This is a genomic window from Chitinophaga sp. GbtcB8 (assembly GCF_019091455.1).
Classification (GTDB): domain Bacteria; phylum Bacteroidota; class Bacteroidia; order Chitinophagales; family Chitinophagaceae; genus Chitinophaga.
The window spans coordinates 335,896-358,742 of the sequence record NZ_JAGXJN010000002.1; the positions used below are offsets into that span (position 1 = coordinate 335,896).

At 49.1% G+C, this 22,847-nt stretch carries 14 protein-coding genes; 10 read left to right on the plus strand and 4 right to left on the minus strand.

Annotated features, from left to right (window positions below; translation table 11 throughout):
• The first annotated feature begins 35 nt into the window (after positions 1–35).
• Entirely contained in the window at positions 36–932 is an 897-nt protein-coding gene (bla, locus tag KVT36_RS04425) for a class A beta-lactamase, subclass A2 (RefSeq protein WP_217602290.1), read from the plus strand.
• Here the strand turns inward: bla and KVT36_RS04430 are convergent.
• Both KVT36_RS04430 and KVT36_RS04435 read right to left on the minus strand, forming a co-directional pair.
• Complete coding sequence (locus KVT36_RS04430) at positions 908–2,287, minus strand: serine hydrolase (RefSeq protein WP_217602291.1); 1,380 nt, start codon at positions 2,285–2,287, stop codon at positions 908–910. The genes bla and KVT36_RS04430 overlap by 25 nt on opposite strands.
• Before the next feature lie 168 nt (positions 2,288–2,455).
• A complete protein-coding gene (locus KVT36_RS04435) occupies positions 2,456–2,986 on the minus strand; it encodes a DinB family protein (protein ID WP_217602292.1) in 531 nt (176 codons plus the stop codon).
• Between the two features lie 174 nt (positions 2,987–3,160).
• Here KVT36_RS04435 and KVT36_RS04440 point away from each other — a divergent pair, with 174 nt between their 5' ends.
• Positions 3,161–3,757: a hypothetical protein gene (locus KVT36_RS04440; RefSeq protein WP_217602293.1), complete on the plus strand. Its 597-nt coding sequence runs from the start codon at positions 3,161–3,163 to the stop codon at positions 3,755–3,757.
• Between the two features lie 143 nt (positions 3,758–3,900).
• Complete coding sequence (locus tag KVT36_RS04445; RefSeq protein WP_217602294.1) at positions 3,901–4,998, plus strand: tetratricopeptide repeat protein; 1,098 nt, start codon at positions 3,901–3,903, stop codon at positions 4,996–4,998.
• 27 nt (positions 4,999–5,025) lie between these two features.
• Here KVT36_RS04445 and KVT36_RS04450 read toward each other — a convergent pair whose 3' ends face one another.
• Together KVT36_RS04450 and KVT36_RS04455 are read right to left on the minus strand one after the other, a co-directional pair.
• Positions 5,026–5,475 (minus strand): response regulator, encoded by a 450-nt coding sequence (locus KVT36_RS04450; RefSeq protein WP_217602295.1) that lies wholly within the window; start codon positions 5,473–5,475, stop codon positions 5,026–5,028.
• Positions 5,441–8,890, minus strand: a complete 3,450-nt coding sequence (locus tag KVT36_RS04455; protein ID WP_217602296.1) for an ATP-binding protein — start codon at positions 8,888–8,890, stop codon at positions 5,441–5,443. The genes KVT36_RS04450 and KVT36_RS04455 overlap by 35 nt, the downstream gene beginning before the upstream one ends.
• Before the next feature lie 111 nt (positions 8,891–9,001).
• Between KVT36_RS04455 and KVT36_RS04460 the strand changes: the two genes are divergently transcribed.
• The 7 genes from KVT36_RS04460 to KVT36_RS04490 all read left to right on the plus strand — a co-directional run bounded on the left by KVT36_RS04460 (position 9,002) and on the right by KVT36_RS04490 (position 22,846).
• Positions 9,002–10,219, plus strand: coding sequence for a glycosyltransferase family 87 protein (locus KVT36_RS04460; RefSeq protein ID WP_217602297.1), 1,218 nt, complete (start codon positions 9,002–9,004; stop codon positions 10,217–10,219).
• 191 nt (positions 10,220–10,410) lie between these two features.
• Positions 10,411–10,866, plus strand: coding sequence for a YhcH/YjgK/YiaL family protein (locus KVT36_RS04465; RefSeq protein ID WP_217602298.1), 456 nt, complete (start codon positions 10,411–10,413; stop codon positions 10,864–10,866).
• 47 nt (positions 10,867–10,913) lie between these two features.
• Positions 10,914–11,888: a GlxA family transcriptional regulator gene (locus KVT36_RS04470; RefSeq protein WP_217602299.1), complete on the plus strand. Its 975-nt coding sequence runs from the start codon at positions 10,914–10,916 to the stop codon at positions 11,886–11,888.
• A gap of 718 nt (positions 11,889–12,606) precedes the next feature.
• Positions 12,607–13,815, plus strand: a complete 1,209-nt coding sequence (locus KVT36_RS04475) for a Gfo/Idh/MocA family protein (protein WP_217602300.1) — start codon at positions 12,607–12,609, stop codon at positions 13,813–13,815.
• Positions 13,816–13,874: 59 nt separating this feature from the next.
• On the plus strand, positions 13,875–14,465 hold the full coding sequence (locus KVT36_RS04480; RefSeq protein WP_217602301.1) for a phage tail protein: 591 nt from the start codon (positions 13,875–13,877) through the stop codon (positions 14,463–14,465).
• A gap of 89 nt (positions 14,466–14,554) precedes the next feature.
• A complete protein-coding gene (locus KVT36_RS04485; RefSeq protein WP_217602302.1) occupies positions 14,555–15,718 on the plus strand; it encodes an ABC transporter substrate-binding protein in 1,164 nt (387 codons plus the stop codon).
• Positions 15,719–15,727: 9 nt separating this feature from the next.
• Positions 15,728–22,846, plus strand: a complete 7,119-nt coding sequence (locus tag KVT36_RS04490) for an Ig-like domain-containing protein (RefSeq protein ID WP_217602303.1) — start codon at positions 15,728–15,730, stop codon at positions 22,844–22,846.
• Position 22,847: the final 1 nt, after the last annotated feature.

Below are 22,847 nucleotides of genomic sequence, written 5' to 3' on the forward strand. Positions count from 1 at the left end.
AGATTTTTTACCTTCAAGACCTCATAAACCTTACTATGCTATTACGCGTATTCATCCTCCTGATTTTTACCGCTTTCTCTTATACCACCCATGCCCAGCTGCCCGCGCTCCGGCAGAAAATGGAAGCCATTATTGCCGGAAAACAGGCTCACATCGGCATTTCCATGCTGGCTATAGAAGATAAGGACACCCTTTCTATTAATGCCGCCCATCATTACCCCATGCAAAGCGTGTTTAAATTTCACCTGGCATTGCTGGTATTGCATAAAGCAGACCAGGGAAAGCTGTCCCTTACCCAACGCATTCACATCAAACAAGCATCGCTTGCAAAAAAATCCTGGAGCCCCTTGCGGGATGAGCACACCGCACCGGAATTTGATCTTACCATAAAGGAGCTGTTAAGCTACACCGTATCCCAGAGCGATAATAACGGCTGTGACATTTTATTTGGCTTAGTGGGTGGGCCGGCAGCCCTGAATAATTACATACACACCCTGGGGGTTAAAGACATTAACATTGTGGCTAATGAAGCACAGATGCACGCTGCCTGGGATGTACAGTACAATAACTGGACTACCCCCATCGCAGCTACGCAGCTGCTGCAAAAGTTTCAGGCGGGGAAGATCCTTTCTGAGAACAGTAAAACATTACTCTGGCAGCTCATGGCCACTGGCGTTAAAAGCAACCGCCTTAAAGGCCTGTTGCCTGCCGATACAGACGTAGCCCATAAATCCGGCACTTCCGATACCAATGAGCAGCACCTTACCGCCGCATTCAACGACATTGGCATTATTACCCTGCCCAATGGAAAACATATAGCCATGGCCGTATTTGTATCTGATTCAAAGGAAGATGATGCTACTAACCAGCGCATTATTTCAGAGATAGCCAAAGCAGCCTGGGATCATTATTCCTTAACCCACATGAACTGATCCAGGTTCAGGATCATTTTCTGCGAAGCCGCATCTGTAATAAAATCGTACCCCAGGCTGAATGAGGTGCCGGGAACCTTTACCTGGAAATGGTTATCGCCCGCATGCGTCAGAGGTACATTACTCAGCTCCGACAGGTAAGTGGAATACAGCTGACCGTTCCTTATACTAATATCAAGACTACCGGCGCCACCTGCCAGCTTGTAAGTACCTGTATATTTACGCAGGTCTGTGTCCGTTTTTTTATTGAAAACCGGTGTTAGGAGCTGGCTGAATATTGCATTTATCCGGTTAAACTCAAAGTCGCTTACGTTGGTTAGTATTACCCAGCCTAGTTTTAACGCCGGGCTAAAAAAGACCTCGCAACGGTAACCCAGCATTGCGCCTTCATGCATCACAAAAGGGTATGCTGGTTTCCAGCCAATTTTAAAGGCCCCCATCATGGCCTTATCCGTAGCCGGTAATATTTGGTTGGCCGCCGCATCATCCCGGAACTGGAAGCTGATGTACTTAGCCAGGTCCCTGGCGGTTGAATAAACGCCGCCTGCCGGCATAGCCGAATTGGGCACAAACACCGGTGTGCGGGTCACTGATTTCGTACTATCGTTATAATGGTAGCCGGCAGCCACTTTGGGATTATCAGCATCCTGCAAAAAGCCGCTGCTGCTCATACCCAGGGGTTGCATAATATGCTGTTTCACATAGGTAGTATAGGTGGTTTTAGCGGCCCTTTCCAATGCAAAACCCAGCATGCTGTAACCCAGGTTAGAGTAATGCCGGTCGCTGTACGACAGCAGGTCATACGCCGGGTATTCTGTTGTAATAAAGGGTAAAGACTGCAGCATGGCCTGTTGGGTACTGGCAACAATAGCGGTGTCTTTTGATGCTCCCATTATCCACCGGTCTATCCCTTGCATAAAGGCAAGATCGGCCTGGGTATTGCGGGGCAGGCCGCTTGTGTGCGTAGCCAGCTGCAGCAGCGTGGCGGCATGCTTGTATTCCGGCAGGTATTTACGCACATCATCATCCAGCCGTACCACCTGTTTGGCTTTGAGCTGCATAAGCATAGTAGCGGTAAATGTTTTGCTTACGGATAGTATCGGGTACTTTGTATCAATGGTGGAGGGTATTTTGTTTTCCACATCCACATAACCCAGGGCTTCGCTGTAAATAATGTCCTGATCATGTATAACGGCTACGGCTATGCCGGGTGAGTGGTACCGGCCCATAAAGCCTGCTACATTTATTTTTAGCTGGCTGCGTATTGAATCGGGGAGTGTACCCTGGGCTTTACAGCACATTGTTACAAAGCCCATCATAACGGTAATGATAACAGTAAGGAGTAAGTGTCGCATACACCTTCTTCAGCAAGATGGTGCCAAAGTGAAAAGTAATTGATCTTCAATGAAATACCGCACCGCTCTTCTACCAACATGTCCGGAAATGCACAACCAGTGTTCAGTAGGGAACGTTGAATGCCAGGCTCCAAATGCTAAATGCTAAACGCAAAGTGCAAAACGTAATCAGCTTTCTGCTTTCTGCTTTCCGCTTTTAGCTACATGTTCATAAATATTCCTCAGCTGCCGTATATGCCTTTTCGCATGTGCTACGCCAAAACAAACCCATTCCAGCCGTGTAAGCGGGCCTACCTGCGGAAAGTCAAATTCAGCGTAGGTCATAGACAGGTCCTGCGTTTGAATGGCTTTTTCCGTGCGGCTAACCGTGGCATCCATTGCATTCAGCAGGTTTTGTTTGTCGTACTCTTTTGCCTCCGGCAATACAAAATCCGGCGATTGCAGCTTAGTGCTAAAGTCAAGGAAAATACCTTCAATGACGGCTTTCATTTCATCGGGCGCCCGTTGCGTAGGTACACCTGGTCCGTCTACAGCATCGGCAATAGTGCCTTTTAATAAATGTTCTCCTACCTGTGCAGCCGTCCAGCTGCCTTCAAAGGGCACGGTATTCAGCTGCTCCTGTGAAAAGGTGGAGAGTAATTGTAACAGCTCTCTGTATGTGCTGGTATATTCCTGGTAAGCTGCCTGATTATTGATCATAGTTGTAAGTTTTCGTTTGGATGATGATGCAAACTTACAATGCGCACACATGCCGGAAGGGGTTGAAATACGACAATTAAAGGGGGGATTATGACATGGTGGAGGACCCCAAAAAACCACCAACGTCAACATTGAAATTTTATTATATTTGTCTGAGACAATACACCTATCCCTATGAGTACAGGAATCGATACCCACTTCGTACAGGAGCACTATGCTCAAATGTCCGATAAAGAGCTGATCCACTTTTTCTCCCATGATGCACAAGGACTTACACCCGCGGCACTCGCCATTGCAAAAGAAGAGGTCCAGAAACGCGGCCTGGATTCCCGGTTATCAACCGCTCTGGAATTACAGAACAATCGCACGCTGGCAACAGACGAAACAGATTATTACTGCAACCTGCTCCGCAGCCTGCAATGCCCGCACTGCCAAACGAATAACAAATTGCTGAACGCAACAATGGTATCTGAAGTAATCAGCTTCATTTTCATTACACATTACCAGCAGCACGTAAAGATCGGCTGCCCCGATTGCCTGGACAGCGCCATTCATAAAGCGCAGGCCAGAACCCTGATCCTGGGCTGGTGGGGCATTCCCTGGGGAATTATACGATCCGTAAGCGCTATAGCAAGCAACATAAAGTTCAAAAAACAGCACCACGCAGATGGGGCTAATGAAGTATTAAAAAACTTTGTACAGGTAAATGCAGGGCAGCTGATCATGCGAAAGGATTATAAACAATCCCTGCAAAACCTGATTACAACGTAACAGGTAAATGTGCAGATATGCAGATGTGCAGATGGTAAATGAGTGATCTTCGTAATGCTCCATCCGTACATCCAAATATCTGCCCATTTGCTTATCTTCATATTCGCACATCTGCATATTTGCACATCTGCAAATCTATATCTATGCGCTTACTCGTCTGTTCCATACTCGTCTTGTCCGGCCTTGCCGCCAGCGCACAAACAGATACGGCCCTGGCAAGGCAAAAACGCGATACCGCCATCGCCCTTATTGATGATGGTAAGTCTGCAGAGGCACTGGTAATGCTGGCAGCCGCGCAGCAGCTGGATCCCAATGATCCGGAAATACCCTACGAGATAGCCTTCGCCCATTACCAGCTGCAGGATTATGAAGGCGCTATTACCATCCTCAAAAAAATGCTGAAGAATAAAATGGTCACGGCCCGGGTGTACCAGATGTTAGGCAATAGTTACGACAACGCCGGCAAAAGCAGTAAGGCCATTGAAACGTATGATAAAGGGCTGGAGCATTTTCCCGTGGCAGGTAACCTGTACCTGGAAAGAGGTGTAATGGAGCTTAACACTAAACAATACAACAAGGCATTAGCCTTTTTTGAAGCCGGTATTAAAGCCGATCCCGCATTCCCCTCCAACTATTACTGGGCTGCACGTTTGTTCTTTGATTCTGAAGAGGAAGTATGGGCTATGATCTACGGGGAGATCTTCGTGAACCTGGAACGCGGCAGCAAACGTACAGAGGAGATCAGCAAACAATTATACTACACTTATAAATCAGAGATCCAGTTTAAGGACGATACCAGCATTACCGTTAGCTTCAGCAAAAATAAAACGGTTAATATTGTCTATAACCCGAAAAGCGGACCGGATGCGCTGTTGCAGGCTTTAATGCGCAAACCTTTCGGTACCGGCGTGTATGAGCCAACGTTAGCCCTGGCAGTAGCAGGGGAGAAGATCGTAAGCCTGGCCACGCTGCATAATATCCGTTCTAAGTTCCTGGATAACTATCAGCAGCTGGGCCACCAGCAAAAAACACCCGTTGTATTATTTGATTACCAGCAGCAAGTACGCAGCGCCGGTCATTTTGAGGCCTATAATTACTGGGTATTGGGCAACGGTAACCAGCAGGAGTTTGATGACTGGCGTTTGAATAATCCACAAAAGTGGCAGCAGTTCATCGCCTGGTTTACCAACCATCCTTTACAGTTAACAGAAGAAAACAAGTTTTACAGGAGTAAATATTAAAGAGCCCTTAGCCCTTAGCGTTCAGCGTTAATTCTTTCTCCGGTAGCTGGCAATAGCCTTACAAATAGCAGTGGCGGGGTTATTTTGTTGAGCTGCTACCACAATCGCTTCCAGTAAGCCTTTCAGGTCTTTGTAACTATTGGGTTTAGTTAAAAAGCAGGATGCGCCAAGTACATTAGCCGTTTCTTTATCGTTTTGGTCAGAAGAGGTGGAATACATGATCACCGGGATATCTTTTAAACCGTCAGCGGTCTTTAATTTCCGCAGGAACTGCCAGCCATTCATTACCGGCAGGTTAATGTCCAGGAATATAATGTCCGGATGTTCCAACCCTTTTTGCAGTTTCCGGAAAGCCTCTTCCCCGTCTATGGCCTGTTTGCAGGTAATAATAGGATCTACGGCTGCCAGTACTTCCGCAAATAATTCGCGGTCGTCCGTATCATCATCTATTAGTAAAAAGGTTCTCGTTACTGCCATTGCTATCTGCTTTAAACGGTCGTTGTATCTGTATCAATGGTAATAATATGGTAAATACAGCACCTTCATCTCTTATACCGGTAGCGGTAATGCTGCCATGGTGCCGTTCCACTATCTTTTTACATAAGGCCAGGCCCAAACCGGTTCCCTCAAATTTATCTTTTGCATTCAGCCTGGTAAAGGTATCGAAAATTCGCTTTGCATATTCCTGTTCAAATCCTATACCATTATCGGTGACCGCCACCTCTACATAATCCTGTCCGCCTTCCCGAAGGGTAGAGCAGGTAATGCGTATCACCGGCAATTCATCTGTTCGCGCAAACTTCAGGGAGTTGTTAATTAAATTATAAAATAGCTGGTAAATGAGTATGGAAGCGCCCTCAACTATAGGTAATTCGTTCCGCACAATACGCGCGCGTTTTTGCTGTATGCTTACTTCCAGGTCTTCCTCAATATTGGCCAGCGTTTTATTCAGATCAACTTTTTCAAGTTTCTGTTCTGCAGCATTCAGGGTAGAGTAGGAGAGCACCCCTTCTATCATGGAAAAGATCCTTTCTGTGGCATGTTGCACTTTATCCAGGAATGTTCTGCCTTTTTCCGGCAGCAGATCTCCATACTCATACTGCAACCGGTTGCTGAAGGTTTTGATCTTGCGCACAGGCTCTTTCAGGTCATGGCTGACCACATGTGCAAACTGTTGCAGGTCTTCATTGGATTGTTGTAAAGCTATATTCAGCTCCTGCAGCTCGTGTGTGCGGTTTTTTACTTCCTGCTCCAGCAAAGTGGTATATTCCCGGGCAACGCGGCGGGCAATTACCTGTTCAGATACATCAATGCCTACTGCAATAATACCTGTTACCACATTATGTGCATCGCGCAGCGGCGCGTAAATGAAGTTAAGGAACAGCTGTTCGGGTTTACCAAAACGTATCAGCTCCAACGGTATTTCATTGCCATGGTAGGGCACACCGCTGGTATATACTTCATGTAATATTTGTCCAAAACCCTGCTCCGCCAGTTCCGGCAGCACTTCCAGCAGCGGTTTGTTGATGGCATTTTCATGATCCCTGTCCCAGAGCTCCAGGGCCCTTTCATTTACGATCTCAATAGAAAAGGTGTCCCCGCGCAGCAGCACCATGGGTATGGGTGATTGCAGGATCATGTTGCGCACATTATTTTCAGCGGCAATACGGCTTTTGGCAATCTTGATATTCGCTTCTACCCGGGCCAGTAATTCACGGGCCGAAAAGGGTTTCACCAGGTAATCGTCCGCACCGGCATCCAGCCCTTCTACTTTAGATTCTTCACCTGCGCGGGCCGATAAAAAGATCACCGGTATATGCCGGGTATCCGGGTGGTTACGTACCTGCTGCAGCAATCCAAAACCATTCAGCCGGGGCATCATAATGTCAGACAGCAGCAGGTCCGGTTTATATTGCAGCATTTTGCTGAATGCCTCTTCACCATTAACGGCAGTGATTACACGGAACTGGTGGGCCAGCAGCCGCTGTACGTACTCCCGCATATCTGCATTATCATCTGCCAGCAGCACTGTATATAAAGCAGGGCTACTGGTATCATTAATAGCTGCTTCATGCCGCGGCGCTTCCGGCAGCCATTTCATGGCTTCCTGCAAAAAAGCGTCGGCCTGTTTAGATATAATTGCGTTAGGATCGCTTTCTTCAATACGGCCGTGTTCCAGGTGTTTCTTACCCGTGGGTATCACTACTGTAAAGGTAGATCCTGCGCCCGGGCGGCTGCTTACGGTAATATTTCCCTTATGGATCTTTACCAGCTCTTTTACCATGGCCAGGCCAATACCTGTGCCTTCCTGGCTGCGGCCCTGTATGTTCTCTACCCGGTGAAAACGGTCAAATATTTTATCCAGCTGGTCTGCTGCAATACCTATACCCGTATCCGTTACTGATAGCAGCACCTGGTTATCTGCCACCTGCACCCCTACATCTATATGACCCTGGTTCGTATATTTAAAGGCGTTAGAGAGCAGGTTCAATACTATTTTCTCCCACATCTCCACATCCACATATACTTCCGCCTCTGTATCAGTACAAAGAATGTTCAGCGCCATACCGGCTTTTTCAACCGCAGAGCGGAAGGTGCTGGCCAGGTCCTCTGTAAATCTGCAGATGTCCACCCGGGCAAACTTTCCGTCTACCCGTTCCGCTTCAATGCGCGAAAATTCCAGCAGCGTGTTCACCAGCTTTTGCATGCGCAGCGCATTGCGGTAGGCAATTTCCAGCTCTGTTTTATGGGCGGTATCAATAGCAGGGTTTTGCAGGGCTTCTTCAATAGGGCCCAGTAATAAGGTCAGAGGCGTGCGGAACTCATGGCTGATGTTGGAAAAAAAGGCCGTTTTAGCGCGGTCTATCTCCGCCAGCGCCGCAGCCCTTTTCCGCTCTTCTTCCAGCAGGTGCACATCTGCAAAGCCGGACATGATCTGGTCCATGATCAGGGTGCAGAAACCAATATATTTTTCATCTGGTAAGCGGTAGGGGTTAAAGCCTGCTACCAGGAAACCATAAGGTTCTTTGGCCGTAGCAGAAACAATGGGCAGTATAACAGCTTTTCCGGGCCTGATGGTCCAGCTGCCCATGGGCATGGCTCCCATAATAGCTTCCAGCCCGTCCATGACCTGCGGCTGCCGCAGCAGGGCGGCCCTTTGCAGTAAAACACCCAGGCCCGGGGTTTCCAGGTCAATTTCAGCGGGTACCTGCGGGGCGGCATCGCCCAGGTCCGTAGCATTTACCAGCGTAGCCCTGTTATCAGATAGAGTATAAAAAAGTGCAAAAGGAAAGTCCTTCGGGTTTTCTTCCAGTGTATAAATGGTTTGTTGTATCACATCCCGGCTGGCCTGCAGCCCGGTTAAACGTTTACCCAGCTGCGTGAGGGTCTTTAGCTGCCGTTCGCTGATAATACGGTCCGTATTATCCACATTGGCGCAGATCATGCCGGCAGTGCCGCCATCATCACCCGGTATGGGTGTGTAGGAAAATGTGTAATAGGTTTCTTCCGCATACCCATTCCGCTCCATAATTAGTAGCTGGGATTCCACATAGGTGCCTTCATCCTCCTGCATCACCTGCTGCAGCATAGGCTCAATATCCTTCCAGATATCTTTCCATACCACGGAAGCAGGGCTGCCCAGCGCCCAGGGATGTTTACCGCCCACAATAGCTTTGTAGGGATCATTGTAGAACTTAATTAACTCTTTTCCCCAGCCTATCCAGATGGGCTGCCTGGAAGTAAGCATAATACGTACACAGGTTCTGAGGCTTTGAGGCCAGGTATCTACAGGCCCCAGCGGGGTAGCGGCCCAGTTATATTCCCTGATACGTGCCCCCATTTCACCGCCGCCGGCCAGAAACTCAGGGATAACCGACACATTCGTGTTCATAAGAGCAATTAAGAAACGTTCAAATAATAAAATAACTTATAATAAAATAATAATACAAAATACGCACACTATTTTTGTGCCAACAACTATCAGACTATCCGTATGGAACTAATGCAAAAAAGTAATGGCCTGCCAGCCGCTAAGCGTTTTACACTAACCTGGTTAGGCGAAAAAGACTGGCTGGCCCTGTTATTATGGTTCGGTTTATCTATCCTGGTGGCCGCCAAGGAGCTGCTGGCCAACAATGCCAACAATTTCAGTGTTTTCCGGTATGTATACCTGCACCTGGTGGCGCAAAAGCCCCTGTACATTCCTTATCCTGAGCACTACTATGATGTAAATATGTATGGGCCGGTGTATAGCATTATTATTGCACCTTTTGCCCTGTTACCCTTTTCCGTAGGAGCTATGTTATGGGTGATAGCCAATGCGCTGTTCCTGTACATCGCCATCCGCAAGCTGCCCATTACCCGTATCCAGCAAAACCTGGTGCTGATCTTTACCAGCCATGAGCTGATGGGTTCCAGCAGCTATTTCCAGTTTAACCCATCCATTATAGCCTGTCTTATCCTGAGCTTTGTACTGATACGGCAGGGGAAGGATTTCTGGGCTGCTTTTTTTATCATTATAGCCACCCTGGTAAAATTATATGGCATAGTAGGGCTGGCATTCTTCTTTTTCAGTAAACACCGCTGGCGTTTTATAGGCAGCCTGATTTTATGGGGCGCTGTATTGTGGATCTTACCGGCAGTCATATCCTCCTTTGATTATATTGTACAATCCTACCGGGAGTGGGGAGAGGCCATTGTACAAAAAAATAAAAAGAATTATAAGTTCGACCAGGGCGTTATATTCCAGAATATTTCCGCCATGGGTTTTATACAACGGGTATTTCATTTAAAACAGCTGAACAACCTGTGGGTATTATGCCCCGCTTTTCTGCTGTTTGGCACCCATTACCTGCGCCTTCAATGGAAAGAGAATAAGGAATATTGCCTGTACTTGCTTTGTTCCGTGCTGCTCTTCACTGTTATATTCAGCACCAGCTCAGAATCGCCTACCTACATCATTGCCTTCCCGGCAGTGTGCATCTGGTATGTAATGCAAAGGCCTACCCGCTGGAACAATGCCTTGTTCATATTTGTGCTCATTTTCACCAGTTTTGCCCACTCAGACCTGCTTACGCCCTGGATGCGGCATAATGTGATGTTACCCTATGCCGGTAAGGCATTCCCAAGCATTATCATGTGGCTGGTGATCGTGTACCAGATCTGGGATAAGCAGTTCTTACGCTTACCGCCCCCGGTAGGCAGCGCTGCTGTGGTATAAGCGGGTTTTTCCCTGCGGGAGATGGCTGCGCCATTGCTGCGCAACTCCTCCCCCCTACATAAAAGCCTACATGTTTTTGGGGGGAGGGTAGCTATGCAAGCCTATTTCAAACAGCTGCTGCAACGTATCAGTAAAGAAACAGATTATATTCTGGCGAATTAGTATCTTTCTCACTAAACAATTTTTCAACGATGATCCTGGATACATTAGCCAATGCGCACCTATACTATAACCTGGGCCCTGCATTTGTAAAGGCATTTGAATACCTGGCCGGCACAGACCTTACCACACTGGTAAAAGGTAAATATGAAATAGATGGCAACAATGTTTTTGTAATGATCAATGAGTACGATACCGTACCTGCTGCCGGCGAGCAGATGGAAGCCCACCGCCAGCATATTGATGTGCAGTACATCATCAGCGGATCAGAGCTCATAGGGCACGATAACCTGCAGCAGCAACAGCCCTCCAAAGCGTACGATGAAGCCGCGGATTACCTGCTGGTACCGGACCGGCCGGCCTTTTTCTCAAAGCTGCAGCAGGGCCATTTCGCCATCTTTTTTCCTACAGACCTGCACATGCCTAACATACAGGTAGATGGTCCGGCCCCGGTAAAAAAGGCCGTGATCAAGATCCGCGTGCAGTAAGGTTTAAATACCTACATTTGTGAACACCCACGCTAAGAAGAAAAACCATGAAGGAAATAGCTTTGTTGATCTACGAAGACACCGTCTTATCCTCCATTGCAGGTGTGCTGGACCTGCTGTCCGGTACTAACCGCATCCTGCAGCAAGCCGGCGCACCGCCAGCCTTTAGGGTAACTTTGGTAAGTGATAAGGGTAATAATCCCTCCATGCACATCCCCGGGCAGTTCATCAGCAATAAAAACTTATCGGAGGTCAGCAATACTGACCTGGTAATAGCACCCGCTTTTTATGGCGATGCCCAGCAGGCGCTGGACAAAAACCATGCGCTGGTGAACTGGATCATAACCATGCACCGCCGTGGTGCAGAAGTAGCCAGCCTGTGTTTGGGCAGCTACTTCCTGGCAGAAGCAGGCCTGCTGGCCGGCCGTTGCTGCACCACCCACTGGACCGCGGTAGATGATATGCGGCGCCGCTATCCCAACATAGAAATACTTCCCGACCTGGTGGTAACGGATGAAGAAGGTATTTACACCAGCGGCGGCGCCTTTTCCTCGCTTAACCTGGTATTGTACCTGGTAGAAAAGTTCTGCGGGCGGGAGGTAGGCATTGTAGCCAGCAAAATGTTTTCCATTGATATGGACCGCGTGAACCAGGCGCACTTCTCTATGTTTATGGGGCAGCACCAGCATGAGGATGAAGAGATCCGCAAGGCGCAGTCTTATATTGAAGAGCATTTTCACCTGCAGATCTCCATCGAGGAAATTGCAGGGCGCAGCAACATGAGCAAACGCAATTTCATACGCCGCTTTAAACATGCCACCCAAAGCACCCCGCTGGAATACCTGCAGCGGGTAAAAATAGAATCTGCCAAAAAAGCGCTGGAAAAGAGCGGGGAAAACATTAGTGCGCTCATGAATAATGTAGGGTATAACGATCTTAAAACCTTCCGCAAAGTATTCAAACGCATTACCGGCCTTACCCCGCAGGATTACCGGAAGAAATATTGCCGCGCGCTGAATTAATGCTGAATGCTTAATGCCGAACGCTTAACGCTTAACGCTTCTCATTTTTTGCTCCATGTGTTTAATGCTATATCTCATGGGTAATACCAAATGCTTATGCATATGCAGGCACAAAACATAAGTATAAACAAAAGGCAAACAGCATAAAACAGGAAAGGATCAGCCTTCAGCATTAAACAAAAAAAAGCCACCGGTTTACCGGTGGCTCTCCGACACCCGTCCGGGCGTCTGACAGTTTTCTTATATGGAAGAACCCAGTTAGGCGATACTAACCGCAGGTTTCCATGAATATCCTGTAGATTGCATGAATACCTCCTTTTCTTTGATGAATAACTAAATTACAATAATATTCCCGAATAAAAGCAAAAAGCATAAAGCAAAGAGCGTTCAGCCTGCTTTGCAAAAGCATACAGCCAAACACATCGCGCAAAAAATAAGAGGCGCTCAGCTTTAAGCCTTCAACGTTCAGTCCGGAACAAAACACATAAAACAAAACATGAGAAGCTTTTTGCTTTCTGCCTTCCGCTTTCGCCCCACTAACACCAATGTGTTAATTGTTAAAATATACCCAAAATAAATTTCTTTAATATAAAATTAGTAATACATTTGTTCGATCTTTTTAACCTCTATCCGAAGAACCTACATCTGTTTTATCCTTGTAACTGCGAGCCCACGTCGATTGAGCAATCTCTAATTTTGTTGGAACGAATTTATCTCTATGCATGTACCCGGAAGAAGGCATTTCCTTAAAAATGCAGCTATCCTTGCACCTGTTTTAACGTTATTACCTACCTCACTGTCGGCAATAACGTCTTCCCGCTTACGTATAGGAGTAATTGGCGCAGGGCCCTGGGGCCGCCAATACCTTCAATGGGCCTTACAGCACCGCCAGCTGGATGTACGGGCTATTTGCGAAAGTAATACCGCTGCGCTGCAGGCCTGTAAGCCGTTGCTGAACGGTACCGCCTACACGCAGCCGGATGTCTGTAATGATTATCAGCAGCTTTTATCCCGTAAAGATCTTGATGCCGTTATCATTGCCACACCCTGGGATCAGCACTATACCATTGCCAAAGCCGCGCTGCTGGCAGGCAAACATGTAGCCTGTGGCCCGGTAATGGGCGTTACGGTACAGGAGCATGAAGATATCATCCGCACCAGCGAGCGTACTAACCGCCAGTATTTTACGCTGGATGAGCACAGCTACCGTCCCGATCTCATGGCCGTTTCCAACATGGTAAACGCAGGCCTGTTCGGCACACTGGAAACCATCCACGCCGGTGCGCACTACCAGACTTTAACACCCACACATACTACTAACCCCTTACCTTACCCGGTATTTCCTGCGGCCGCCATCGCCGGAATACTGGGCATGCACAAGGGTAATAAATATCAATCATTACAGGTACAGCCGCATCAAACGGAATATGTGATCAGCAAGCAACATCCTAAAACCGCTGCGCAACGTATATACCTGATGCGTGCGCAGCTGGATCTGATCTGTTTAACCACTGAGCAGCAGCAAACCGTCTATTTACAATCGCATACAGGAACAGGGCAGCCACTGAGCACAGGCTTCCGGCTAAAGGGCAGTGATGGCCACTGGATGGATGTTGCACGGGCTATCCATATCAAAGGGCAAAGCCCGGAGAATTTTATGTGGGAGCCGGTAAGGCCTTACCTGGAGCAGTATGATGACCCTCAGTGGAATGAGAGCAGGAACGCATATAAACAAACCCGTGTACCCGATGGCTGTGCCCATGCCCTTAACGATTTTGTGCAGCTGCTGCAGCAGCAAAGCTACCGGTCGGTATACGACGCTGCAACAAATAGTGTGATAGGAACCCTGGCTGTTATCTCCAAAGCCAACGGAGGAGCGCCGGTAGCAGTACCCGGTTTCAGTGCCGGCAAAAAAAATCTTGTCTAAGTTTAAACATTTTTTAATAACCGCTGTTGAACACAGCATAAACCCTTAATTTAATCGTTATGGAACCTTACTTAGCTATGATTATGCTCTTTGGTGGGAATTTTGCAATCCGTGGCTGGGCTATGTGCTGGGGACAGATAGTGTCCATTGCACAGAACTCTGCGTTATTCTCTTTACTGGGCACTACTTACGGGGGCAACGGACAAACTACTTTTGCATTACCGGACCTGCGTGGCCGTTCAGCCATTGGCTGGGGCCAGGGACCGGGCCTTTCCAATTATCAGCTTGGGCAGCTTGCCGGAACAGAAAGCACAACGCTGCTCATCACCAATATGCCTGCGCATAATCACACAGGAGTGATAAGCGGCGGAACATCAACTATCTCTGCCAGCACTGCTGCAGGTACTACTAACACACCTGGTCCTTCCCTGGTACCGGCTGTATTGCCTACTATTGGCAGTGGCCCGGGCGCTACCCAGATCAAGGGTTATGCAGCACAGGATAACACTACCACGCTGGCTCCGGGTACTGTAAGCGGTAACGTTACCATAGGCATCGCCGGTGGCAGCCAGCCGTTCAGCATTCAGAACCCTTACCTGGCCCTGACTTACCTGATTGCAACGGAAGGTATCTTCCCTTCAAGGAACTAAGACTGTCTGGAAAAAATTATTAATATTACATCCATAGCTGCAGCATCCCTCTGCCGCGCCTTATGAATGTTACTATCTAACTACAAAAAATGAACGCTCCGCTAACCGTCGGATTCCTGACACCCTATTCGGGTATTTATCCCTATTACCATGCACACCTGGTAACAGGGTGGTTATTAGGTATGGGCCTGGATCCTGCACGGCAGCGTACTATTCAGTTCATACCGGAATATACAAATCAGGGCAGCTTGAAGGCCAGCGAAGATGCTGCGCGCAAGCTGCTCTTTTTTAACCGGGTAGATATCCTTTCCGGGTTGATAGGTTATAAGTCCATTCCCGATATGGTCCCTATCATAGAAAAGGAAAAAAAGCCCGCTTTCTTTTTTGATATGGGAGAGTACGTACCGCATTTTCCCTATCTCAGCCCCGACATTTTTTATGCCTCCCATCAGCTATGGCAATCGCAATATGCGCTGGGCCATTGGGCGCACAGCACCTTTGGCGGGGGCGGGCATATGATTATGCCGGTATACGAAGCAGGTTATCATCTGGATAATACTTTCCAGCAGGGCGTGGCCGCCGCCGGTGGCTCATCGCTGCAGCTGAACGTATTGCCCTTTGACCCTAATGACCCGCTGAAGCTGGACCTGGACGGCATCTTTAACAAATGGAAAGAAGAGCAGCCCGCCTATGTGCACGCCATTTTCTGTGGCAGCATGGGCACCCGCTTTTTACAGCAGTGGATCAGCAGCGGATTGCATAAACGCATACCCCTGCTGGTGCATGAAACCATGGCGTACGATGATATCCTGGATGATATCAAACATATAGATATGGAAATGTACACCGCACAGCTATGGATGCGGGAAGATGAAAGCCAGGCCAACCGCGCCTTTGTAAAGAAGTTTGAAACCACCGCACAGCAACCTGCCAATATCTACGCGCTGATGGGATATGAAGCCGGTCTTATCTGGAAAGAATTATTACCCCACGCAAAAAAAAGAGACTGGGATACCGTAAAGCAGCAGCTGCGTACCGGTATTATACAGGGCCCGGGTGGCGAAAAGAATTTTTACCCGCTCTCTGGTTTTGCGTTACCTAATACTAACATCATTAAAATATCAACAGTACGAAATAGCCTCCATAAAATAATCATTGACCGGGGAAAAGGGATGCGCTTTGATGCGAAAGAGTTTGAAACCATACATGATGCCTGCATTACAGGCTGGCAAAATCCCTTCCTCTGCATTTAATACCCTTATATGAAACATACATTTACACAAAGTATGAAAGCCCTTTACTTACTGCTGGCCGGCCTGTTGTCCGGCTTTGCAGCCATGGCGCAGTATACCTCCACTACCATAAATTCAGGCCTTTCACAGTGTGCGCTGGCAAAAGATGTTGCCGGCAACATTTATGCTGTGCGGGAAGATGCTGGTAGCGGCAAATATACCGTGGTAGAATATATCAACGGTACCGGAGCGCCTGTCACATTAAACAGCAGCCTGCAGCTGGATGCCAATGCTATTGAATACCCCTGGGGTTTGGCCGTGAGCTCGCTGGGCGATGTATATGTTACAAACCCAACTCCAGCTGGAACTGATAACTGGGAGATCATTAAGCTCACTGCACCATCCTACACAAAATCGGTGATACAAAGCGGCAAGTTTTATTCTTCGCTTGCTATCGACCAGAATAATGACATTATTACCACGGAATATATAGATCCCGACGGCACATACAATAATGGCGATGATAAGTACCGGGTGGTTAAATACCTGCACACGAATGAAACCGGTGCAGGTACCGTGTTATATGCCGGGGTGCCTTATCAGGAGGATTTTTCCTATCCCTGGAGCGTTGTAGTAGATGACTACGGGAATATTTATTTCCTGGATTTTAAAACCAATGACCCTGCCCCCGGTACCAGTAATGATGGCGGCCAGCTGATAAAGCTAACCTATCCCGCGTATACTGCCAGCGTTATTAACAGCGGCAAGGGCATTAGCACCCTGGCACTGGATGCTTCCAACAACCTGTATACTGTTGAAGCAGTAAGCGCTACTACTTCGCATGTCGTAAAATATTCATACCCGGTAACTGCAGGCGCATCAGGCACTGCCCTCACACCGGTAACGCTGGTAAGCGCAGCCGGTTTTTATCCCTGGGGCATGGTGGTAAAAGGGAGCAGCATCTTTGTAAATGATGCAACAGATGATCCGGCCACTGCTGGTGACCCGGCCGATGGCGCTTTCAAGCGCCTGGATCCGCCTACTATTGCCGTTAATAGCGTAAACCGCGTTAATGCATCGCCCACCAATACGGCCTCCGTACAGTATACGGTTACCTTCAGTGGTTCCGCTACCGGTGTTACCACCGCTGCGTTCTCACTAACTACCACCGGCCTTACCGGCGCCGCCATAACCACCGTAAGCGGCAGCGGTACTACCTATACGGTAACTGTAAATACCGGCACCGGCGATGGTACGCTGAGACTGGATGTTAACGGATCCGGCATTTCCCCCACCGTAACGCCCGTACCTTATACAAGCGGTCAGGTATATACGATAGACAGAACCTTCCCAACAATAAATACCTTTACCATTAACAGCGGTGCAGCCTTTACCAATAACCCTTCGGTTAATCTGGCTATATCGGCTACCGATGCAGATCCAGTACTGCAGATGGCCTTCTCCAATGATGGCTCCTCTTACAGCGCCTTTGAAGCCCTGGCGGCAACGAAGACCTGGACATTATCTGCCGGTGATGGATCCAAAACAGTGTATGTGATGGTACGGGACCGCTCAGGCAACTTTATTGTTGAAACGGACAACATCACTTTGGACCAGACAGCGCCCAATACCACTATTACCGGTATGCCGCCTTTAATCACCAACAGTGCTAACGCAACATTCACATTCAGCTCCGACGATCCGGCCGCTACCTTTGAGGGCGCCCTGGGTGCAGGTGCTTTTGTAATGGTTACCACTCCGTTAACCTATACGGGTTTGGCAGAAGGGCCACATACCTTCAGCGTAAGAGCAAGAGACCTTGCTGGTAATACAGACGCAACACCTGATTCCTACACCTGGACCGTAGACCAGACAGCGCCTACCGTTACATCCATAGGCGTACCGGCCAATGATTATTACCATGCCGGCCAGAACCTGGACTTTACCCTTAACTTCAGCGAGAATGTAACGGTAACGGGTACACCTTATATTAACCTGACCGTTGGCAGCACCGGCCGCCAGGCAGCTTATGTAAGCGGCAGCGGCACCAATGCCCTGGTATTCAGCTATACCGTACAAGCCGGCGAAGCAGATAACGATGGCATTACCTTAGGTACGCTTGCCCTGAACGGCGGTACTATCCAGGATGCAGCCACCAATAATGCGAATGTTACATTGAGTGGCGTGCCCAGCTTGGCCGGCGTACGTGTAAATACTACTATACCTTCTGTGGTATTATCTACCACCGCCAGCTCGCCGCGTAACAGTGGCTTCAGCATTACCCTTTCTTTCAGCGAGGCGGTATCCGGCCTTAGTGTAGGTGATCTTAATGTGCTCAATACTACGGTAAGCAACTTACAGACAACGGATAACATTACGTATACGATGGACCTGCAGCCTTCGGCAAATGGCGTTATAAATATGCAGTTACCGGCTAATGCAGTACAGAACATAGGCCATAACCCCAACACGGCTTCCAATACGCTCAGCATTACTTACGATGACGCTGTACCAACCGTTACATCCGTAAGCGTACCGGCTGGCGGGTATTATAACACCGGGGAGGTACTCACCTTTACCGTTCACTACAATGAAAATGTAACCGTAGCCGGAACCCCGCAGATCAGTATAATGATAGGCTCTATCATCCGGCAGGCTGTGTATGTAAGCGGCAGCGGCACAAATGACCTGACATTCTCCTACACCATCCAAAGCGGAGAGCTGGATACTGATGGCATTGTTGCAGGCACCCTTAGCACAAACGGCGGTTCTATAAAAGATGCCGCCACCAACGATGCTGATCTTATCTTATATAACTTAAACAACACCAGCGGCGTGCGGGTAGATGCAGTTGCGCCCACAGTAACATCTGTAAGCGTACCGGCCAACGGGTATTACCAAAACGGGCAGAACCTGGACTTTACCGTTAACTTCAATGAGAATGTAACGGTAACGGGTACACCAACAATTCCCATCACTATCGGGGCTGCAACAGTTGATGCCAGCTACATCAGCGGCAGCGGTACCGGCGCGCTGGTATTCCGCTACACGGTGCAGGCAGGGGAGCAGGACCTGGATGGCATCAGCGTAGGCAGCGCCATAGCACTAAATGGTGGTACTATCCGCGATATAGCTGCCAACAACACTGTGCTGACATTAAACAGCATAGGCAGCACCAGCGGTGTATTTGTATACAGCGTAGTACCTGGCGTAACAATATCCACCACCGCACCGGCCCTGGTGAATGCGCTGTTCCCGGTCACCATTACCTTCACTGAAGAAGTAACCGGTTTTACCGCAGCAGATGTTACTGCTACCAACGCCACAGTAAGCAACCTGAATACTTCCGATAATATTACTTATACACTGGATGTAACACCCACTGCCGATGGCGCCGTATCCTTACAGGTACCTGCCGGCAGCGCGGTGAATATAGCCAGCAATGGTAACATAACATCCAATATCCTCAACCTTACCTACGATGGTACTGCACCGGTTGTTACAACTGTGGGCGTACCTGGCAACGGGTATTATAAAACAGGCGGTATCCTCAACTTTACCATAAACTTCAGTGAAAATGTAACGGTAACCGGCACACCCTACCTGGAAGTAGTGGTAGGCAGCACCACCCGTAATGCCGGCTATGTAAGCGGCAGCGGTACCGGCGCGCTGGTATTCCGTTATACAGTGCAGAGCGGGGAAGAGGATATGACTGGTATTACCCTGGGTACCCTGCAGCTGAATGGCGGCACTATCCGGGATGCAGCCACCAACAATGCGGCACTTGCCTTAAACGGCGTGCCCGCCACTACCGGCGTACGGGTACACACCGCTATACCTTCCGTAACATTAACCACCGCAGCACCCGCACTGGTAAATGCGCCCTTCACCATCACCGCGACCTTTAGCGAATCTATGGCAGGTGTGGCATTAGCAGATTTCACCGTTACCAATGGTACGGTAAGTAGCCTGTCCGGCACTGCCAACACGGTGTTCACACTAACGGTAACGCCTACGGCAGATGGCCCTGTAAGCATAAACTTCCCGGCCAATAAAGCGCTGAACGTAGCCGGCACCAATAACACGGCATCCAATACGCTTAGCTTTACCTACGATGGTACTGCACCTGTAATAACCGCAGTATCCGTACCGGCTAACGGTTATTATAAAGCAGGGGATGTGCTTAGCCTTACCGCTACCTTCAGTGAGAACGTAACTGTTACCGGCACACCGCAATTAGGTGTGGTAATAGGTGCTGCCACACAACAGGCAGATTATGTAAGCGGCAGCGGCACCAACCAGCTCACATTCTCCTACACCGTGCAAACCGGTGATAATGATATGGATGGCATTGCCCTGGGCAATCTTACCTTAAACGGCGGTATCATACAAGACGCCGCCACTAACGATGCGGTATTAACGCTGAATGGTGTGCCCGGCACAGCCGGTGTATTTGTAAACACCACTACCGCCACGGTAACAGTAAGCACCACAGCAGTATCGCCTGGTAACCAGCCATTCACAGCCACCTTTACTTTCAGTGAAAAAGTAACCGGCTTTACCAGCGGCGATATTACTGTAACCAACGGTACTGCCGGCGCTACGGTAACCGCTGATAACATTACCTACACGGCCTTAATTACGCCTGCGGCAGATGGTACGGTAACCGTACAGGTACCCGCCAATATAGCGGTGAACATCGGTAATAACGGTAACGCAGCCTCCAATATCTTAACATACACCTACGACGGCACCGCACCGGCCATAAGCTCTGTAGCCGTACCGGCTAACGGTTATTACAAAGCAGGCGATGTGCTTAGCTTCACCGTTAACTACAGTGAAAATGTGAACGTGATAGGTGCAGGCGGCATACCTTCCCTGAACCTTACCATTGGCAGCAGCTCTGTGCAGGCAGCCTATGTAAGCGGCAGCGGTACCAACGCCTTAACCTTTACCTACACGGTGCAGGCAGGTGAGCAGGACCTGGATGGCATTGCCATTGCAGGTACCATGATAGGCACTATAAAAGATGACGCAGGCAACACCGCTGCAAACACCCTCAGCAACGTGGGTAATACCAGCGGCGTGTATGTATACACCGCTATACCAACCGTACAGCTGTCAGGCACTGTGCAGGCTAATGCGCCATTCACCTTAACCATCACTTTCAGCGAAGCAGTAACCGGCTTTACCCTGAGCGATATCAACGCCACCAACGCCACACTGTCTAACCAGAACACTACCGATAACATTACGTATACCGCACTGGTAACACCAGTGGCAGATGGCCTGGTAAGCCTGCAGGTGCCCGCTAATGCAGCAGTGAATGTTGTAAGCAACAGCAACACCGCATCCAATACCATCAGCTACACATACGATGCTACAGCACCGGTTATTACATCTGTGGATGTACCGGCCAACGCTTACTACACCACTGGCCAGAACCTGGACTTCACCGTGCATATGAGCGAGGCTGTGGATGTAGCAGGCGGCACCCCATCCATACCGGTGACCATTGGCACTACTACCGTACAGGCCAATTATGTAAGCGGTACCGGCACCAATGCCCTGTTGTTCCGCTACACCGTGCTGAATGGCCAGATGGATATGGACGGCATTTCCCCGGGCGCGGCCCTGGCGCTGAATGGCAGCACCCTCCGCGACCCGGCTGGCAACAATGCAGTACTTACCCTGAACAGTGTTGGCAGCACCGCCGGCGTACGCGTTAACACCGCGCACCCCACAGTAGTAGTAGCTACCACCGCAGCAGCGCGCGTAAATACCGGATTTAATGTTACGCTCACCTTTAGCGAGGCCGTAACAGGTTTAACAAGCACCGGTATCACAGCCACTAATGCTACCGTAAGCAACCTGAATACCACAGATAATATTACTTATACCGCTACCATCACACCCGTAGCAGATGGCGCAGTGAATGTAAGCGTACCGGCAGATGCCGCTGTGAACATCGGTAATAATGGTAACACGGCTTCCAACACTGTAACCATTACCTATGATGTTACTGCACCGGTAATTGCCAATGCTTCCTTCGATGTATATGATAACAGCACCGTAGGCACTGTTGTAGGTACGCTCACTGCTGCTGAAACAGCAGGCACCCTGCAAAACTGGACCCTGGTTACCGACGGCTCCGGCGGAACCTTTGCCCTGAATGCCGCTACCGGCGCAATTACCGTAAAAGACGCCGCCCTGCTGAAAAGCAAGGCCGGCCAAACCTTTACACTCACCGTAACGGTAAGCGACGGGTTAAATACCAGCGCAGCAGCGCCGGTAACTATTAAAGTGCTCATAGCATTCATTAACAAAGCGCCTACGCTGGATGTTATTGCAGATGCGAAGGTTTGTACCGGTACTGATACGCATACCATTCAGCTGACAGGCGCATCCGCCACCGAAGCAGGACAAACGTATACCATTACCGCAGTCTCTAACCAGCCGTTCTTTGATGCGCTGAGTGTAAATGCATCCAACGTATTAAGCTACAAGCTGAAAGCATCTGTAACCACCGGCACAGCCACTATCACCGTTACCATCAAGGATAACGGCGGTACGGACAACGGTGGGGTAGATACCCTGCGCCGCAGCTTCACCATTACGGTGAATGAGCTGCCATCCATCAGCATCAGCAGCGATAAAGGCAGCACCATCTCCAAAGGCGATGTGATACACCTTAACGCTACCAGGGTTAACGGTTATACGTACAGCTGGTCGCCGGCAGATGGTATCCTGAGTGGTCAGAATAACTTTATACTGGAAGCCAGGCCGCTAAGCAATATCACTTATGTAGTAACGGCCACCACAGCAGCCGGCTGTAGCAGCACTGCTGACATAGCCATAACAGTGGTTGAGGACTTTAAAGTAGATGCTATCAACATCCTTACACCTAACGGCGATGGCAGGAACGATAAATGGGTGATCCGCAACCTGGACAGCTACCCGGATAACGAAGTATCCATCTTCGACCGCTCCGGCCGCATGATCTACCACCGCGTGAACTATAGCAACGACTGGGACGCTACCCTCAACGGCAGCCCGCTGGCAGAAGGCACTTATTACTACGTGCTGAAGATCAACGGCGGCGCTAAAACGGCAAAAGGATATATTACTATCATCAGGGATCAGCATTGAT

What these genes read in the sequence shown, in the direction of transcription:
- KVT36_RS04430 (WP_217602291.1), bottom strand. Translation starts at nt 2,287, where the DNA reads ATGCGACACTTACTCCTTACTGTTATCATTACCGTTATGATGGGCTTT.
- KVT36_RS04470 (WP_217602299.1), top strand. Translation starts at nt 10,914, where the DNA reads ATGAAGGAAATAGCTTTGTTGATCTACGAAGACACCGTCTTATCCTCC.
- KVT36_RS04455 (WP_217602296.1), bottom strand. Translation starts at nt 8,890, where the DNA reads ATGAACACGAATGTGTCGGTTATCCCTGAGTTTCTGGCCGGCGGCGGT.
- bla (WP_217602290.1), top strand. Translation starts at nt 36, where the DNA reads ATGCTATTACGCGTATTCATCCTCCTGATTTTTACCGCTTTCTCTTAT.
- KVT36_RS04465 (WP_217602298.1), top strand. Translation starts at nt 10,411, where the DNA reads ATGATCCTGGATACATTAGCCAATGCGCACCTATACTATAACCTGGGC.
- KVT36_RS04490 (WP_217602303.1), top strand. Translation starts at nt 15,728, where the DNA reads ATGAAACATACATTTACACAAAGTATGAAAGCCCTTTACTTACTGCTG.
- KVT36_RS04475 (WP_217602300.1), top strand. Translation starts at nt 12,607, where the DNA reads ATGCATGTACCCGGAAGAAGGCATTTCCTTAAAAATGCAGCTATCCTT.
- KVT36_RS04480 (WP_217602301.1), top strand. Translation starts at nt 13,875, where the DNA reads ATGGAACCTTACTTAGCTATGATTATGCTCTTTGGTGGGAATTTTGCA.
- KVT36_RS04460 (WP_217602297.1), top strand. Translation starts at nt 9,002, where the DNA reads ATGCAAAAAAGTAATGGCCTGCCAGCCGCTAAGCGTTTTACACTAACC.
- KVT36_RS04450 (WP_217602295.1), bottom strand. Translation starts at nt 5,475, where the DNA reads ATGGCAGTAACGAGAACCTTTTTACTAATAGATGATGATACGGACGAC.
- KVT36_RS04435 (WP_217602292.1), bottom strand. Translation starts at nt 2,986, where the DNA reads ATGATCAATAATCAGGCAGCTTACCAGGAATATACCAGCACATACAGA.
- KVT36_RS04440 (WP_217602293.1), top strand. Translation starts at nt 3,161, where the DNA reads ATGAGTACAGGAATCGATACCCACTTCGTACAGGAGCACTATGCTCAA.
- KVT36_RS04445 (WP_217602294.1), top strand. Translation starts at nt 3,901, where the DNA reads ATGCGCTTACTCGTCTGTTCCATACTCGTCTTGTCCGGCCTTGCCGCC.
- KVT36_RS04485 (WP_217602302.1), top strand. Translation starts at nt 14,555, where the DNA reads ATGAACGCTCCGCTAACCGTCGGATTCCTGACACCCTATTCGGGTATT.